This window comes from Serratia sp. 25CWL12 (assembly GCF_055790885.1).
The window spans coordinates 1,456,021-1,471,972 of sequence record NZ_CM147698.1; the positions used below are offsets into that span (position 1 = coordinate 1,456,021).

The 15,952-nt window shown below is 49.2% G+C and carries 13 protein-coding genes and 1 pseudogene; 5 read left to right on the plus strand and 9 right to left on the minus strand.

Features of this window, described 5'->3' with window-relative positions; all coding sequences use genetic code 11:
• Nucleotides 1–6 precede the first annotated feature (6 nt).
• The 4 genes from ACX9GV_RS06440 to ACX9GV_RS06455 form a co-directional block, all read right to left on the minus strand.
• The gene (locus ACX9GV_RS06440) at nt 7–1,815 is read right to left on the minus strand and encodes an extracellular solute-binding protein (RefSeq protein WP_473197990.1); all 1,809 of its coding nucleotides are present in this window, start codon (nt 1,813–1,815) and stop codon (nt 7–9) included.
• 245 nt (nt 1,816–2,060) lie between these two features.
• Nucleotides 2,061–3,623 carry a cyclic di-GMP phosphodiesterase gene (locus tag ACX9GV_RS06445; RefSeq protein WP_473197464.1) on the minus strand — a complete coding sequence of 521 codons (1,563 nt, stop codon included), beginning with the start codon at nt 3,621–3,623 and terminating at the stop codon, nt 2,061–2,063.
• 234 nt (nt 3,624–3,857) lie between these two features.
• Nucleotides 3,858–4,439, minus strand: coding sequence for a bifunctional murein DD-endopeptidase/murein LD-carboxypeptidase (gene mepS, locus ACX9GV_RS06450; protein WP_473197465.1), 582 nt, complete (start codon nt 4,437–4,439; stop codon nt 3,858–3,860).
• 327 nt (nt 4,440–4,766) lie between these two features.
• The gene (locus ACX9GV_RS06455; protein ID WP_473197466.1) at nt 4,767–5,744 is read right to left on the minus strand and encodes a CobW family GTP-binding protein; all 978 of its coding nucleotides are present in this window, start codon (nt 5,742–5,744) and stop codon (nt 4,767–4,769) included.
• Nucleotides 5,745–6,087: 343 nt separating this feature from the next.
• On the opposite strand from ACX9GV_RS06455, the gene ACX9GV_RS06460 reads away from it, so the two are divergent.
• On the plus strand, nt 6,088–6,396 hold the full coding sequence (locus ACX9GV_RS06460; RefSeq protein ID WP_023491613.1) for a hypothetical protein: 309 nt from the start codon (nt 6,088–6,090) through the stop codon (nt 6,394–6,396).
• 54 nt (nt 6,397–6,450) lie between these two features.
• On the opposite strand, the gene yeiP is transcribed toward ACX9GV_RS06460, so the two are convergent.
• Together yeiP and mtr are read right to left on the minus strand one after the other, a co-directional pair.
• Nucleotides 6,451–7,023 (minus strand): elongation factor P-like protein YeiP, encoded by a 573-nt coding sequence (gene yeiP, locus ACX9GV_RS06465; protein ID WP_023491612.1) that lies wholly within the window; start codon nt 7,021–7,023, stop codon nt 6,451–6,453.
• A gap of 203 nt (nt 7,024–7,226) precedes the next feature.
• The gene (gene mtr / locus ACX9GV_RS06470; RefSeq protein WP_473197467.1) at nt 7,227–8,471 is read right to left on the minus strand and encodes a tryptophan permease; all 1,245 of its coding nucleotides are present in this window, start codon (nt 8,469–8,471) and stop codon (nt 7,227–7,229) included.
• Between the two features lie 318 nt (nt 8,472–8,789).
• Here mtr and ACX9GV_RS06475 point away from each other — a divergent pair, with 318 nt between their 5' ends.
• Nucleotides 8,790–9,044, plus strand: coding sequence for a YkgJ family cysteine cluster protein (locus ACX9GV_RS06475; protein WP_473197468.1), 255 nt, complete (start codon nt 8,790–8,792; stop codon nt 9,042–9,044).
• On the opposite strand, the gene ACX9GV_RS06480 is transcribed toward ACX9GV_RS06475, so the two are convergent.
• Both ACX9GV_RS06480 and ACX9GV_RS06485 read right to left on the minus strand, forming a co-directional pair.
• The gene (locus ACX9GV_RS06480) at nt 9,041–10,222 is read right to left on the minus strand and encodes a sugar efflux transporter (protein ID WP_473197469.1); all 1,182 of its coding nucleotides are present in this window, start codon (nt 10,220–10,222) and stop codon (nt 9,041–9,043) included. The genes ACX9GV_RS06475 and ACX9GV_RS06480 overlap by 4 nt on opposite strands.
• A gap of 172 nt (nt 10,223–10,394) precedes the next feature.
• Nucleotides 10,395–10,826: a nucleotide triphosphate diphosphatase NUDT15 gene (locus tag ACX9GV_RS06485; RefSeq protein ID WP_473197470.1), complete on the minus strand. Its 432-nt coding sequence runs from the start codon at nt 10,824–10,826 to the stop codon at nt 10,395–10,397.
• A gap of 247 nt (nt 10,827–11,073) precedes the next feature.
• Between ACX9GV_RS06485 and fruB the strand changes: the two are divergent.
• The 3 genes and pseudogenes from fruB to fruA all read left to right on the plus strand — a co-directional run bounded on the left by fruB (nt 11,074) and on the right by fruA (nt 14,832).
• Nucleotides 11,074–12,206 (plus strand): annotated as a pseudogene (fruB, locus tag ACX9GV_RS06490) (fused PTS fructose transporter subunit IIA/HPr protein).
• Nucleotides 12,203–13,141, plus strand: coding sequence for a 1-phosphofructokinase (fruK, locus tag ACX9GV_RS06495; RefSeq protein ID WP_473197471.1), 939 nt, complete (start codon nt 12,203–12,205; stop codon nt 13,139–13,141). Before fruB ends, fruK begins: the two are co-directional and overlap by 4 nt.
• A gap of 14 nt (nt 13,142–13,155) precedes the next feature.
• Entirely contained in the window at nt 13,156–14,832 is a 1,677-nt protein-coding gene (gene fruA / locus ACX9GV_RS06500; protein WP_473197472.1) for a PTS fructose transporter subunit IIBC, read from the plus strand.
• An 80-nt stretch (nt 14,833–14,912) separates the two neighbouring features.
• Here fruA and nfo read toward each other — a convergent pair whose 3' ends face one another.
• The gene (gene nfo, locus ACX9GV_RS06505; protein ID WP_473197473.1) at nt 14,913–15,752 is read right to left on the minus strand and encodes a deoxyribonuclease IV; all 840 of its coding nucleotides are present in this window, start codon (nt 15,750–15,752) and stop codon (nt 14,913–14,915) included.
• Between the last annotated feature and the right edge of the window lie 200 nt (nt 15,753–15,952).

Here is a 15,952-nt window from a genome sequence, read left to right on the forward strand (position 1 = left end):
GTCTCCTTATTGGTGTTGCGACGGCAGGCGGGCAGCCTTGTTGACGTCAAACCACCAGCTATCAAAGCCAAGAGAATAGGTTGGGCGTTGTGGTGGAGAAGAGAACTTATCCCAATAAGCGTAGCGGTCATGGTTTGAATACCACATGGGTAGCATATACATGTTCCAGGTCAGCACGCGGTCTAGCGCACGGCCAAGGGAAAGTAAGGCATTTTCATCCCCTTGATGTTTGATGATTTGCTCAATCAAGGTATCTACTGCTGGATCATTGACACCAGGCGTATTGTAGCTTGAGTCCAGATATTGTGAGCCCCAGATAATCTGCAGATCAGCATCGGGAAACGGCATTGCCGCATATACTTTTGGCATCATATCGAAGTCACGGGTTCTCATACGTCGCGTGAACTGACTGGAGTCAACTTCACGGATCTGCATATCAATACCTAAGCGCTTCAGATTGTGCTGAAAGGGCAAGACATACTGAAAGTTGCTGCCACTTAATAGCATCAGCTCAAAGGTGAATGGTTTGCCGGTTTTACTGTTGATCAGTTGCTGGTTTTTCACTTCCCAACCAGCTTGCTGCAGTAATTCGGTGGCTTTCAGCAGGTTTTCACGATCATTACCACTGCCATCAGAAGAAGGGGGCTGATAAATGGTGGTGAACACCTCTTCAGGAACTTTGCCTTTTAATGGTGCCAGCCAGGTTAACTCTGCTGCGTCGGGGTAGTTTGTTGCCGCATAGGGGGTATTCTGGAAATAGCTATTAGTGCGTTGATAGGCCTCATAATAGAGCGCTTTATTCATCCAGTCGAAATCAAAGGCTAAGGTAATGGCTTCGCGTACCCGGCGATCAGCAAAGAGGGGGCGTTGGGTATTAAAGGCTAACCAACGGGCATTTTGTGCCGCTTGGTTGGTATCGTCCTGTTTAATAATAAAGTTGCGGGCAAAATTTCCCCCCTGATACTGCGAGGCCCAATTCTTCGGTGAGCTTTCCAGGCGGAAATCATAGGCGCCGGCTTTAAATGCTTCGAGTGCGACGTTATCGTCGAGATAGTAGTCGTAACGCAGGGTATCAAAGTTAAAACGCCCACGGTTTACTGGCAGATTCGCGGCCCAATAGTCGCGCACCCGCTCGTAGGTAATATATTGGCCTAAACGATAACTCCCCACTTTATACGGCCCACTGCCCAACGGTGGGGTGCTGAGTGGTTCATTCAGCGGGTGATTTTTCCAAAAATTCTCTGCCAGGATAGGTAGCGTGAAAAGGCCGAGTAACTTGTCTTTATCGGGCTCGGGTAGTTCTATACGTACGGTAAGCCGAGAAAGGGCTTTTACCGTGACACCTTTGTAAATTGAGCGAAATTGCGGTACACCTTCGGTCATAAATTTGTTAAAGGTGAAGGCAACATCCGCAGCAGTGATCGCGCTACCATCATGAAAGCGGGCATGTGGATTGATATCCAGCTCCATCCAACGCATATCGGCAGGAAACCGCGCTGATTCAGCAATTAGCGGATAATAGCTGGAAGGTTCATCGCTGGAGGTGGTGAATAATGTGTCGTAGAGCTCACGTGTTCGCTCACCTGGCACACCGCGTGAAGCAAAACGGTTGAAGTTATCATAAGTGCCAATGGCCGCCAGGCGCACATCACCCCCTTTCGGGGCCGCCGGGTTGACATAGTCAAAATGACCAAAGTCGCTGGAATATTTGGGTTCACCGAGCGCGGCGAACGCATAGCTTTCATTCAGTGTTTCAGCCTGCAAGCAGAAACTGAGGGCCGAAAGGGCCAGCGCGGCAAAAATGCGGATAGACATCTCTACGGTAAGCTCCTGCTGCAATTTACCCATGTTATTCAAACTGTGGGGATGGCGGCCCTCAGTTATCGGGTTCATCCATTAGCCTCGCTGCGTTGCAGTATTTCAATCGATACTTTTGCGCAGTCACCTGGATGAATCTGGGTGTTAACTTATTGATTTGGCCGCTAGCATACCATTTTGCCCTGCGTTGCAGGGTAAAGAAGTTTAAAGGTCTGAGCGCGATTCGCTATAATTCAAGTTCCCTACTCAGAGGTAGCCTGGCAAAAGGCCATCAGATCCTCAATGTTAAGCGGTTTACTGAAATAATAGCCCTGTAGAAAATTAACGCCACGCTCTCGCAGGAAATTGACTTGCTCTATGGTTTCCACCCCTTCGGCGATGGTTTGCATTTTTAGTTTTTTAGCCAGTGAAATGACCGCATCTAATACTGGGACAGTAACGGTATCATGACCGATAAAACGGACGAAACCTTGGTCGATTTTCAGGTAGTCCAGGGTGAAATGTTGCAGGTAGATCAACGCACTGTGACCGGTGCCAAAGTCGTCTACAGCGATCTCGACGCCATGGCGATGTAGCCAGTCAAATTCATCTTTAGCATTCTTCTCCTCTACCATGCCGCGTTCCGTAATTTCCACAACCAACGTCAAGTGCTCGCGCGGTAATTGTGCCAACAGGTTGAGAATATCATCACGAAATGAAGCGACAGCGAGATGAGAAGGGGCGAGATTGAGGCTGATTTTGGCCCCTTTGGGCAAAATTTCCACCAACTGCGGGGTGTCCGCCACGATCAGGCTGAACAGATGGCGCGTTAGCGGAATGATTAGCCCGGCAGTTTCAGCATAGGGGATAAACAGCTCCAACGGGATCCGCCCTTCCGTAGGGTGTTGCCAGCGGATCAATGCCTCCAATCCAGCAAGCGAGCCCGTTTTACTGTGGTAGACCGGTTGGTACTCCACAAAGAACTCATTACGCTTGATGCCTCTGCGCAGTGCTCGGTCAGGGCTCTGGTTGAGTATCTGCAGAAAGTAATACAGTACGCTGACCAGCAAGGAAAGCGCCAGGCTACCGAGAACCGTAAAACGTATATTGTCAGCGGTTAGTTGCTGGTGGTAGAAACGGAGGGTCAAGGGGTATTTTTCAATGTGCAGACTACTGGCATGGGTGGTGGGTAATTGCGTTACCGGCATCAGGTCTGGGCTGAAAGTGGTCATGGCATTTTTGCCCATCACAATGGCTAGTCCTTGTGCATCATCTTGATGAGCAGTGAGCAGCAGATAAGGGGTCAGGCTGAGATCCAGCGTTGCCAATACGCCAGTATTACCTGCACCTGGCTGCTGTAGCCACAACGCGATGGCGGGTCTTTCCGGTACAAAGGCGGTACCTTGTCGCAATTTTAGGTCCAGTGGTTTTTGCCAGTCGACTTCAGGGTAAAGAACCTGTGTCTCCAGCATCATGTTTCCGATGGCGGAAGAGCAGTAAGCAATACCATTTCGTACTAGAACAAACGTGCGAACACCCGAAGTGAACGCAGCACGATAAGAGAGAGCGTCTTGAGCGGTAGGGCAGGATTTATCCGCGAGTGGCATCAGTTGCTGCATGATTTCTATCAGGCGATCGAAATAATCAACCGTAAATTTCTCTATGCGAATTTCAAATTCATGTTGATATTGACTGCGCTGATGGCTAATCAGAAATAGCGTTGTGAACGTAAAGACAACAAAAAAAGCCAGAGCGGCAATGCTGCTTTTAATCAGGCTACGTCGTTTGTGTGAAGCATGGCGTGCAAACGCCCGCTTTAAGCCCATAATTTGCTCCTACAGCCCCGGGTATTAAACCATCATTCTTCTATTGTCTGTATTATAGTCACCGCGGCTTTATAATTTGCAGCTAATATGCATGCAACGGGAAGTTTGACGAGTATAACTACTGAATGGTCAAATTGAGTATAGCAAGGGGAGGCTTACAAAAAAAACGCCACCATAGGGTCGCGTTTTTATCTCGTTTGTTCGGGATTTAGGACTCAATCTGGTATGCCGCTATTAGCTAGAGCTCTTACTTAATACTCTACGCCCTTCATGATAGCGCTTGTTCCAATAGCTGTCATTCATACTGGAGATTGTCACACCAATGCTGGTAGAGGCATGAACGAACTTGTCGTTGCCTAAATAAATACCCACATGGCGGCCCGTAGAGCCAGCACGGAATAACACTAAATCGCCGACACGCAATTTAGCACGCTGGATTTTCTTACCCATGTCACTTTGTTGGTAAGTTGAGCGGGGCAAATCCATACCAAATTGTTCGCGAAAAGTACGCTGTACAAATCCAGAACAATCAATGCCGCGCTTAGTCTCACCACCTAAACGATAACGAACACCTTTCCAAGCTGCATATTGGGTCATAATCTTTGACTTGACGTCAACATTACGCACCATGGCTTCGAATTCATCCTGAGAGGCTTGCAGTAAAAGACCATTTTTGTCATTAACTGCATGCATCTCAGTTTGTGAGCCATCTAACTTCGAAGTGTTTGTTGAGCCACAGGCTGAAAGCATCATTGCTACTGTGATTGCAGGCACGACCCGCAAAAAATATCTCATAAAAGGTTGAGACTTGACCATTGTAGTTATATTCCCTTGAAATCCTTAGCGATGAATCCGCTATCTAAAAATACCAAACTTTACGAGGGTAGCCTTCACTCATAAGAAGAACAATCAGTTATCGTCCCAGATGTGCTACAACGCACATTTTTAATCAGCGGGTTACTGACGCTCTTAGTTAGGCATAAACGCACTGAGACTACCGGAATGAGGTAATGATTGCGAGTTTTTTTTGGGCTTGATTGAAAAAAATGTAAGTGTTTACATAAATAAAACAATATGTAGTGCTTGTGTTGGCTTTGTGTTAAATGGCGGAATCGGTATCGTTCCGCCAAGTGTGAGAGTCAATTACTCACTCAAACGAATCTTTAATAGGGCAGATTGTAGGCTATTCCAATCTGCTTCGGCGCTATGGATTAATTCTACCCGGCTGTCCAACGGTGGCACTGGGCGTGTTTCAATACTGAGGTCCTGCCCTTGTCGATTGATCAGCAAGCACCCTTCGGCAATGCGGACTACGGCTTTAGCCCGTTCAACGGGGGCCAAGCGGATCCACTCCATCATGCCAACGGTATCAAACTGGGTTTGATGATCAAAAATCCAGCCGCAACTGGTAAATCCCTGGCCATGATTAAGTGCTCTGCGCCAACGATCATTTTTAGTGAGACGCAGGGCGGCCAATCCCTTGGATTGAGCAGGGTGATTATGCTGCTGTGCATCGGCTAATTCGATGTGATTGGTGCGTGGCAGGTCTAACAATTTCAGGTCTATACGCCCCTGTTCGAGGGGATAAACAGGTCGTTGTTGCCCCTGCTGTGCTTGCCACTCGCTGAGTGCCTGGGCATCCTGGGATTGCCAGGTATCCATTTTATTGGCGATGATGATATCGGCAGCCGCCAATTGGTCACGGAAATTTTCATTTTCGTAGTAACGAGGCTGACCCAATTGGCGAGGATCAAGCAAACAGAGCGTTGCCCGCAGGTCAATCCATCCGCCATAGGTCTCTTGGGTTAACAGCGCCAGGATCTGCTTGGGATGCCCCAGACCGGTGGGTTCTATCAATAATCGGTCGGGCTTTGCTTGCTGGAGCAGCAGGTTAAGCCCCAGTTGCATTGGCAGGCCATTCACACAGCACATACAACCGCCGGGGATCTCTTTTAATACCGCACCGCTATCTGCTAACAGAGCGCCATCAATACCAATCTCGCCAAACTCGTTCACCAGTACCGCCCAACGCTCATTTTCTGGCTTATTGGCGAGAAGATGACGGATGGTCGTGGTTTTTCCACTGCCGAGAAAGCCGGTGATCAGATTGGTTTTTGTCATGTTTTCCTCTTAATAAGTCGGAGTTATTTCAATGATTATTAAGGCTTGTTGATTTATTAAGCACATCAATACTGAGCTGAAATCTACAGCAATATAAATTTGCAATTGAAAACAGTTCTTATTTGAGGCATCTGATTTTTATTTTAACGATCAAGATAAAAATACTTTCCCGATCAGTACATTAAATCAAATCGCACTTTTGGTTACATAATTGTAATAAAAAACCACCTATTGATGACTCGTATTCCTAAAGAATGCACTATGTTTAAAGAGACTTAACAATAAATGTTTAAAGGGACTTAACACATGAGTGTAAAGTAACTTAACAAAAGTTGAGGTTACCATGAACATCTTACGGTTATTCTTAATCGCAGGAGTGTTGTCTTCATGGATGGCTGCAAGTCAAGCTGGCACGACGGGCGGAGTGATTAACTTTGTCGGTGCCATTGTTGAAAGCCCCTGTTTAACCAACGTGGACAATTCAACAGCTAATACTCAATGTTATCGTAATGGTCATAATTACACGTCGGCGCAGACTCTGGCAAATGTTGATGGTCGTAGTAAAGAGTTGCCGTTGAATATCGGCACTACCGAAATGAAATGGATAGATCAACAGCAGAAACTGGCCGTGATGACAGTCGTATATCGTTAGTGTATTAACTCATACCATGCCAGCGGGAAGCCTGGCATGGTATGTTATGCGATATCAATCAGCGCGGCCCATATAGCGACGCTCAGCGATATGGATGCGGATTTTGTCTCCAGCACTGAGATATTCTGGCACTTGAATAACTAAACCGGTGGCCATGGTGGCAGGTTTATTGCGCGCACTAGCAGAAGCCCCTTTGATGCCTGGGGCGGTGTCAACTATTTCCATGTCCACAGTTTGTGGCAGTTCCAATGCCAATACTTGACCTTCCAACGTCAGTACCTGCATGCCTGGCAAGCCTGCTTCCGGAATAAACAGCAGCTCGTCTTCAATTTGATCTTTCTTGAAGATATACGAACTGTAATCCTCTTCATCCATAAAGACATACTCTTCACCGTCTATATAAGAAAAGCTCACTTTTCGGCGGGATAGACTGATGGTATCGAGAATGTCATCACCTTTAAAACGCTCTTCTACCTTCAGCCCGGTACGAACGTCGGAGAAACGCATTTTATACAAAGTACTGGCCCCGCGGGCGCTTGGGCTCTGGATATCAATATCTTTCACCAACAGCAATTTGCCATTGTAGTTGATCGCCATACCACGCTTGATTTCGTTTGCTTTTGCCATGAAAAAAACCTGTCGATAGTGACCCGTTGTGATTCAAATGGCCAGGGCGCTATTTGTTCTCAATGCGCCTCTGGTTGCCAGTTGAAATCCGTAAGGGTAGAAATTTTTAAAAGTTGTCACACGTTACTCGTACCCTGCTTTTCAGGCAAGAGTCTGGTGTAAAAAGAGTGCGGCAAATGGGCGGTGAATACCGCCCTTGGTTTCTATTTAAACACTGGCAGTAAATTAAACAGCGTTAGCCCATGAGCGATAGCATTAATCAAACCAAAGAGCAGGATAAACAGGATCATACCCTGGCCTCCTAGAGCACGGTATTTGGCCAGCGGGAATTGACGGCGGCTCGCGCGAGCCATCATCGCTGGCACAATTACCGCCCAAACCGTGGCCGCCAGGCCAGCAAAACCAATGGCATACAGGAAACCGTTAGGAAACAGAACTGCAGCTAACGCTGGAGGGACGAAGGTGAGCAGTGCAGATTGCGTGCGGCCAACGGGACTATCGCTAAATTTGAAGAAGTCGGCGAGGAAATCGAACAAGCCTAGTGATACGCCAAGGAATGAACTCGCCAGTGCCATATAAGAGAACGCATTGAGTAACTGGCCGACAGCTTGGCTACTGGACGCATGCCCCATTTGTTTGAGCAGATTGCCAATATTACCGCCTTCAGCAATCACTTGTTTAAAGGCGTCGCGGGGAATATTGCCTTGAATCACATACTGCCACAGGATGTAGATCACCAGAGCTAGTAGCGTGCCATACACCAAACTACGCACTACCGCGCCACTGTCTTTCTGGTAATACTTCACTAACCCCGGGACGTTGCCATGATAACCAAACGAGGTCAGCAAATAGGGCATCGCAGCCAACGCATAGGGCAGATAGCTGGGGTGAGTCTCATTGCGATTAAATAATAGGGTTGATTGAACATGAGTAAACATATCCCCAACGGACAGCACAAAAGTGATCACCATTCCACCGATCAGAATGGTGCTGAGGCGATCAACGGCACGAGTTGATAACCAGACAATAAAGGCCACGACCATGGCAAACACCAAGCCAGACACCGCCTGACTGGTACCGATGATGTCCTCCAGAGTGTGGGCAATAATCGAGCCTCCTGCCGAGATATAGGCGTAAGTCAAAATATATAAAACAAAGGTGATGGATAAGCTATTAAGTGTATTCCACCCCTTACCCAGTAGGCTTTTTACCATCGTGGGGAAACTGGCACCGGTAGGGAAATTAAGCGTCGCTTCCAGGATCATCAAGCCGGAAATGAGCATACAGGCCCAGGTATAGACCAGCAGCACGACGGAGCCACTGAACCATACGCCAGAAGTGACAATAGGAATGGAAAACATCCCTGCGCCGACAGCGGTACCGGCAATAATCATCGCACCACCAAGGACAGAAGGGCGGGAAGGTTGATGAGTGGTGTTGGTTGGCATGGTGACTCCTGGCTAGCCATTGAAGAAGTATTGTTGTACTAGCTCAATAGTACATGCGGGAGTTGTGCATGTAAAGCCGGTATATTGCTGTTTTATATCCATGGTTAGGGTGGTTACTGCATTACTTGGTTATCCGTACCTTCAGTTCCCCCAATCAAATCAACTAGGCTCTTATCTGTGGTGTGGATTGGATTGGTGTGGATTGGCCCTACAAGTTAGCGCGGCATAACTGATTAACCACACAACCGGGTGGTAACAAGAGCAGTGGACTGGTATGGTTCGCTACCTGCTTTTGCTGGCTTGCCAAGGGAATCGCTAATGGAATGCCGCTCTGACTGTGGTGCTTGCTGTATCGCACCCTCTATTTCCAGTTCGTTACCCGGCATGCCTGATGGCAAACCGGCCAATATTCGTTGTATTCATCTGGATAGCCAATGGCGTTGCGAATTGTTTAACTCGCCGCTGCGTCCAAAAGTCTGTGCCAGTTTGCAGGCCTGCGCAGAGATGTGTGGTACCCACCGTAATGAGGCCTTAATTTACCTGGCCAAATTGGAAGTGGATACCGCCCCTTAAGCTTTTTTGAGGCGCCATAAACATTGCGTGGCTGCCAGCATCATTGCCAGCGCGAAGTAAAACACCGCGTGGTAACTCCATATTTCGGCCACTGAACCGGCGATTGAACCGGCAATGATCCAGCCGACACGCGTGGTATTGGTAAATAAGGTGGTTGCCGCGCCTGCTTGCCCGGGCATCAGATCCTGGAAATAGAGCATACCGATACCTGCCAGAATGCCAATAAACAAAGCATTGAACAGTTGCAGAGCGATTAGTGCTCCACTGCCATTGATAAACAGCAATCCGGCATAGAACAGAACCCCGGCAATTACGGCACAGCGCATTAACAAGCGTTTGCCAAAGCGTTTGGCCACCATACCAGCGAGCAACATCACTGGGATCTCCAGCCCGGCAGCGGTCCCCATCAATATCCCAGCAAGTTTCTCGGGTAGATTCAGCTCCCGGACCAGGTACAATGGCATATTAATCAAATACATCCCATTGGCTGTCCACATCAATGTGCAGGCGAAAAATAACAGTAGCGTATCGCGACGATTCTGGCGTGGGGCTTCTAACACGGCAGCGTCTTTGGCGGCGGGCACTTTAGGCATGGAAGGCAACATTTTCCAGACCAGCCCACCACAAAGAATAAAGGTCGCCGCTGCGGCTAGATACATCACCTTGAAGCCAAAACCCAGCGCCAAGGCAAACGCAATCGGCGGGCCAATCACCCAGGCCAGGGAGATCTGGGCACGCAGTATCGAGCTGAACATGACCGCTTCACGCCCGGTGTGTTCGGCGTGTTCTCGTGCCAGGGCAAACATCTGTGGATTGGCGGTAGAGCCAAAGCTACTTAACAACACACCAATAAACAGCAAGATATAATAGTTACGGTTCCAGGCAAATAACGCGCAAGCCAATGCTCCCAGTAAGCAGCAGACAAAAATCAGTGATTTCCGATCGCCTTTTTTATCCGAACGAGTAGCAAGAAATTGGCTGACCAAAATACCGATGACCGCGCTGCCGGTAAAAAACAGGCCAACCATTGCTGGGCGTGCATTGACTTCAGTGGACAGAAATAGACTTAGCGTGGGCATTTGTAAGGCACCAGCAATACCCGTGAGGAAAGCAACAATCAGGAAAGCCAGCGAAGTCGAATTAGGCAAAAAACGCGTTATTACCGAGAAGGTACTCATATAAACTGCCAAAGAGTGAGAGGTCGCGGGCATAATACGTGAAATAGAGGTTTAAAAAAACAAAACCATGACAGTCAGGTTGTTTCATTTGCCAGGTACCCATAGAGCAGAGTAGGGGGTATTCCCAGAACCTGAAGAACCTGAACTTGAAGAACAAGAACTACCTGATTAATCAAGCTATAGCAGGTACCGGCAAATAAGTGAGTTGGTTACGCCATAAGTAAATTGCCGCTTTGCTGGCTTCAAAATGGGGCTTAGGGAGTTCATCGGGTGAACACCAGCGCCATTCAGCACACTTTTCCTGCTCTTTCAATTCAGCTTTACCACCAGAATGATGAACCAGCATACAGATGGAGACGGTGTGCTTTCCCTCGGATTGCCAGGTTTGTAGATTATTACTGATACCAATAAAGCGCGGCGGTGCAATTTCTAGCCCGGTCTCTTCAGCAACTTCACGCTGAGCACATTGTTCAAAGGTTTCACCGGCCTCCAGATAACCACCGGGAATTGACCAGAAAGGGGCGTGGGAGCTGCACCGTTTCCCTAACAGGATTTGCCCTTGAGGATTAACGATGATGACACCCACACCGGTCAGCACTGCCATAATTACTCCTTCAGCTCGATTTCAGCAAAGTATGCCACTATTCTTTTTATTCGCAGGTTTCTTACAATAAAGTGTGCGCAAGGTCAAAAATTTATCACCGGAGCAGTAACGGATCTTGCTTTTATTCATCGCTAATCACAGACTGATTGAAACGTTTCAGCGCTGTTCCCCTTTGTAGAAAAAGAGGGGCAGCGCTCCTTTTAGTCGCTATAACTGAAACGATTCAACTCAGTAGGGGAGGAGAACTATGCTCCAGTTGTCACAGCAAAATATTCACCTGGGAGCTGCTGCCAGCGGTAAACAGGATGCTATCCGGCAGGTTGCGGCAGCGCTCGCCGCTGCCGGGAATGTCAGTGCCGGTTATGTGGACGGCATGCTACAGCGAGAACTGCAAACATCCACCTACCTGGGCAATGGCATCGCCATTCCACATGGTACGACGGAGACTCGTGGTCTGGTGCTGAACACCGGTGTACAGGTATTTCAATTTCCGCAAGGCATTGAATGGGGGAAGGGCAAACCGCCTATGTGGTTATCGGTATTGCAGCCCGTTCCGATGAGCATTTGGGCTTATTACGTCAATTGACCCATGTATTGAGTGATGAGGGTGTTGCTAAATCATTAGCCACTACCACGTCAGCAGAAGAGTTGCGTAGCGTGCTGATGGGTGAGCAACTGACGGCTGAATTCCAGTTTGATGCTGCGTTGGTTGCCCTGGATGTAGCGGCAGATTCTTTGATGACACTGCAAGCGTTGAATGCCGGCCGTCTGCAACAAAGAGGTGTCGTCAATGCGCAGTTTGTCAGCGAGGTGATCACCCATAAACCCTTGAACCTGGGGCAGGGGATTTGGCTAAGCGACAGCACAGAAGGCAATTTGGTCAGTGCCGCTACCGTTAGCCGCCCCGCGCAGCCATTTGATGAAAATGGTGAAAAAGTTGCGCTGTTACTGACGGTATCGGTTGCCGATCAACAACCGCTGGAAGTACTGAATTACTTAAGTGATCTGCTACAGAGTCATAAAGCTGAAAGCTTGCTGAAGGCGGATGTCTCAGGGGTACTGGCCTTGTTAACTAGCGCCGTGGCTGAAGAGAATGATTTACTGAGTGCAGAATATGTGGTGCGCAACGAACATGGTTTGCATGCCCGCCCAGGTACCGTATTGGTGAATGTGATCAAGCAGTTTAATAGCGAAATTACCGTCACTAATCTCGATGGGAGTGGTAAACCGGCAAATGGTCGCAGCTTGATGAAAGTGGTGGCATTAGGGGTGAAAAAAGGCCACCGCTTACGTTTTACCGCCAGTGGTGAGGATGCGCAAGCCGCCCTAACAGCAATCGGCGAAGCGATCAGTGAAGGGCTTGGCGAGGGTGCAGCATGAGCAGAAGAGTCGCCACTATTACCTTGAACCCGGCTTACGATCTGGTGGGTTTTTGCCCCGAGATTGAGCGCGGCGAAGTCAATCTGGTAAAAACGGCTGGATTACACGCGGCAGGCAAAGGGATTAACGTTGCTAAAGTGCTGAAGGATCTGGGTATCGATGTCACGGTCGGCGGGTTCCTGGGTAAAGACAACCAGGATGGCTTTCAGCAGCTGTTCAGCGACCTGGGCATTGCCAACCGTTTTCAGGTGGTACCCGGGCGTACTCGTATCAACGTCAAGCTGACGGAAAAAGAGGGTGAAGTCACCGATTTCAATTTTTCTGGTTTTGAGGTGACCCCATCGGATTGGGAGCGCTTTGTTACCGATTCTCTGACTTGGCTAGGGCAGTTCGATATGGTGGCGGTTAGCGGCAGTCTACCTAGCGGTGTGGCTCCAGAAGCCTTTACCGAATGGATGATTCGCCTGCGTGCGCTTTGCCCGTGCATTATTTTTGATAGTAGCCGTGAAGCGTTGGTTGCCGGTTTGAAAGCCTCGCCTTGGTTGGTGAAACCCAACCGTCGCGAACTGGAAATCTGGGCTGGGCGTCCGTTACCGACATTGGCAGATGTGGTTGAAGCTGCTCATGCACTTCGTGATCAAGGTATTGCCCATGTGGTGATCTCGTTAGGGGCTGAAGGCGCATTGTGGGTGAATGCTTCTGGGGCCTGGATAGCCAAACCGCCAGCTTGTGAAGTGGTCAGTACCGTAGGTGCAGGTGACTCGATGGTGGGTGGTTTGATTTATGGCTTGCTGATGCGGGAATCCAGTGAACATACCTTGCGTTTAGCCACTGCGGTGGCTGCCATTGCTGTTAGCCAGAGTAATGTTGGTATCTCTGACCGTCCACAACTGGCCGCGATGATGGCGCGTGTCGATCTGAAACCTTTCAATTGATAGCAGGAGGCAGAATGAAAACGCTGCTAATGATAGATAGTTCGCTGGGTCAGGCACGTAGTCACCTGGCGAAACGTATGCTCGAGGCCGCTGCGGCCAAAACTGGCCTGATACTGGTTGAGTCACTAAATGATGCGGAACTGGTGGTTGTCGCTGGGAATTCAATACCTACTGACGCCGAGCTGAACGGCAAGCGGGTTTATCTTGGTGATGTGGAACAGGCGGTGCGGGAAGCTGAGGCGTTTCTGGCCACTGCACAGGCAGAAGCTAAACCATACCACGCCTCGGCGGCAGTACCGTTAAGCCCCGCTAGCCAAAAACGGGTGGTGGCAGTCACCGCCTGCCCAACTGGCGTGGCACATACCTTTATGGCCGCAGAAGCGATAGAAGTGGAAGCTAAAAAGCGTGGTTGGTGGGTGAAGGTTGAAACTCGCGGCTCAGTGGGGGCGGGTAATGCCATCACGGCGGAAGAAGTCGCGGCTGCTGATCTGGTGATTGTTGCAGCAGACATCGAAGTGGATCTCGATAAATTTGCTGGTAAGCCGATGTATCGCACTTCAACCGGTTTAGCGTTAAAGAAAACGGTACAAGAGCTGGATAAGGCCCTGGTTGAGGCAACGGTTTTCCAACCTCAGAAAAGCGGTGCCGCTACTAGCGCGAGCAAGAAAAAAGAGAGTACCGGGCCCTATCGCCACTTGTTGACTGGTGTTTCCTATATGTTGCCGATGGTGGTCGCGGGCGGTTTGTGCATCGCGCTGTCATTTGTGTTTGGTATCAAAGCGTTTGAAGTCAAAGGGACACTGGCTGCCGCCCTGATGCAAATTGGTGGTGCTTCCGCTTTTGCCCTGATGGTGCCGGTACTGGCTGGTTATATCGCGTTTTCTATTGCTGATCGTCCAGGTCTGACGCCGGGCATGATTGGCGGTATGTTGGCGGTTAGTACCGGGGCGGGTTTTCTTGGCGGTATTATTGCTGGTTTCCTGGCAGGTTATGTGGCTAAAGCCATCAGTGGCAAGTTACAACTGCCACAGAGTATGGAAGCGCTGAAGCCCATACTGATTATTCCGCTAGGTGCCAGTTTAATCACCGGCCTTATTATGATTTACGTGGTGGGCACGCCGGTCGCGAAAATTATGGAAGGGTTGACCGATTGGCTGCAATCTTTGGGCACCGGCAATGCGGTGCTGCTGGGGGCGATCCTGGGTGCCATGATGTGTACCGATATGGGGGGACCCGTGAACAAAGCGGCCTATGCCTTTGGGGTTGCGCTGTTAAGTTCATCTGTCTATGCACCAATGGCGGCGATTATGGCCGCAGGGATGGTACCACCGTTGGCGATGGGCCTGGCGACGATTCTGGCACGCCGCAAGTTCGAGAAATCTGAGCAGGAAGGTGGCAAAGCGGCGTTGGTACTTGGTCTTTGCTTTATCAGTGAAGGTGCGATTCCGTTTGCCGCACGTGACCCAATGCGAGTGCTGCCGTGCTGTATCGCTGGTGGTGCGCTGACAGGGGCACTGTCGATGTATTTCGGGGCAAAACTGATGGCACCTCACGGTGGTTTGTTTGTTCTGTTGATTCCTGGCGCGATTTCACCGGTGCTGTTGTATCTGCTGGCGATTGTTGCCGGAACCTTGCTGGCTGGGGGATGCTATGCCGTCCTGAAGCGTTCTGAGGTGTCGGCAGCGGCATAATAGCAATCAACGATTAATACAAGTCACCATCAAAACCGGCACTGAATCAGGTGCCGGTTTTACTTAAGGATAGTGGCGACTTATTGCTGCGCTTTTAACCAGGCGATTTCTTCAGCCCAGATATCTGGGTTTACGGTTTCCAGAATCAGCGGGATATTATCGAAGCGCGTATCACGCATAATATAACGGAACACGGTTTTGCCAATGTTGCCTTCACCCAGGCTGTGGTGGCGGTCGACATGGCTATTAAACTCGCTCTTGGCATCATTAAGATGCATGCCACGCAAATAATTAAAGCCGACGATATCCCCCAGTTGCTGAAATGTGCGCTGGCAATCCTCTTCACTACGCAGATCATAACCCGCGGCAAAAGTATGGCAGGTATCGATACAAACACCGACGCGGCTTTTATCTTCCACACCGTCAATGATCGCCGCTAGATGTTCAAATTTAAAACCCAGATTCGTTCCTTGACCGGCGGTATTTTCAATCACCGCCGTCACCCCTTGGGTTTTATCTAACGCAATGTTGATAGATTCCGCGATACGCGCCAGACATTGCGCTTCATCGATCTGCATTAAATGACTGCCAGGATGGAAATTAAGTAGCGTCAGCCCTAATTGTTCGCAGCGCTGTATTTCGTCGAGAAACGCCTCACGGGATTTTTCCAGCGCTTCGCTGTCCGGGTGGCCAAGATTAATCAGATAACTGTCATGAGGGAGGATCTGCTGTGGACCATAGCCATATTGTACACAGGCACGCTTGAACTTATCGATAACCTCAGTGGTGAGTGGTGCCGCTTTCCATTGACGTTGATTTTTAGTAAACAGGGCAAATGCGGTTGCCTCTAGTTCATGGGCACGGAGTACCGCCTGGTCTACCCCACCTGAAGCACTGACATGTGCACCGACAAATTTCATTTTCATTCTCCTTTAGTATCGCAATCATTATGGCATTGATAACCGAAGGATTGAATGATTGCTTAAATCAGCGCGCAATAACGGCACACTGGATAAACAGTTAGCTGAGCGGTAAGGGTAAATCTTGCGGTAATTCACCGCTGTCACTGGGTTTTTCCCTTGTCTGTGGTACAGTTTATTCACTGTTGACCCTAAATAGC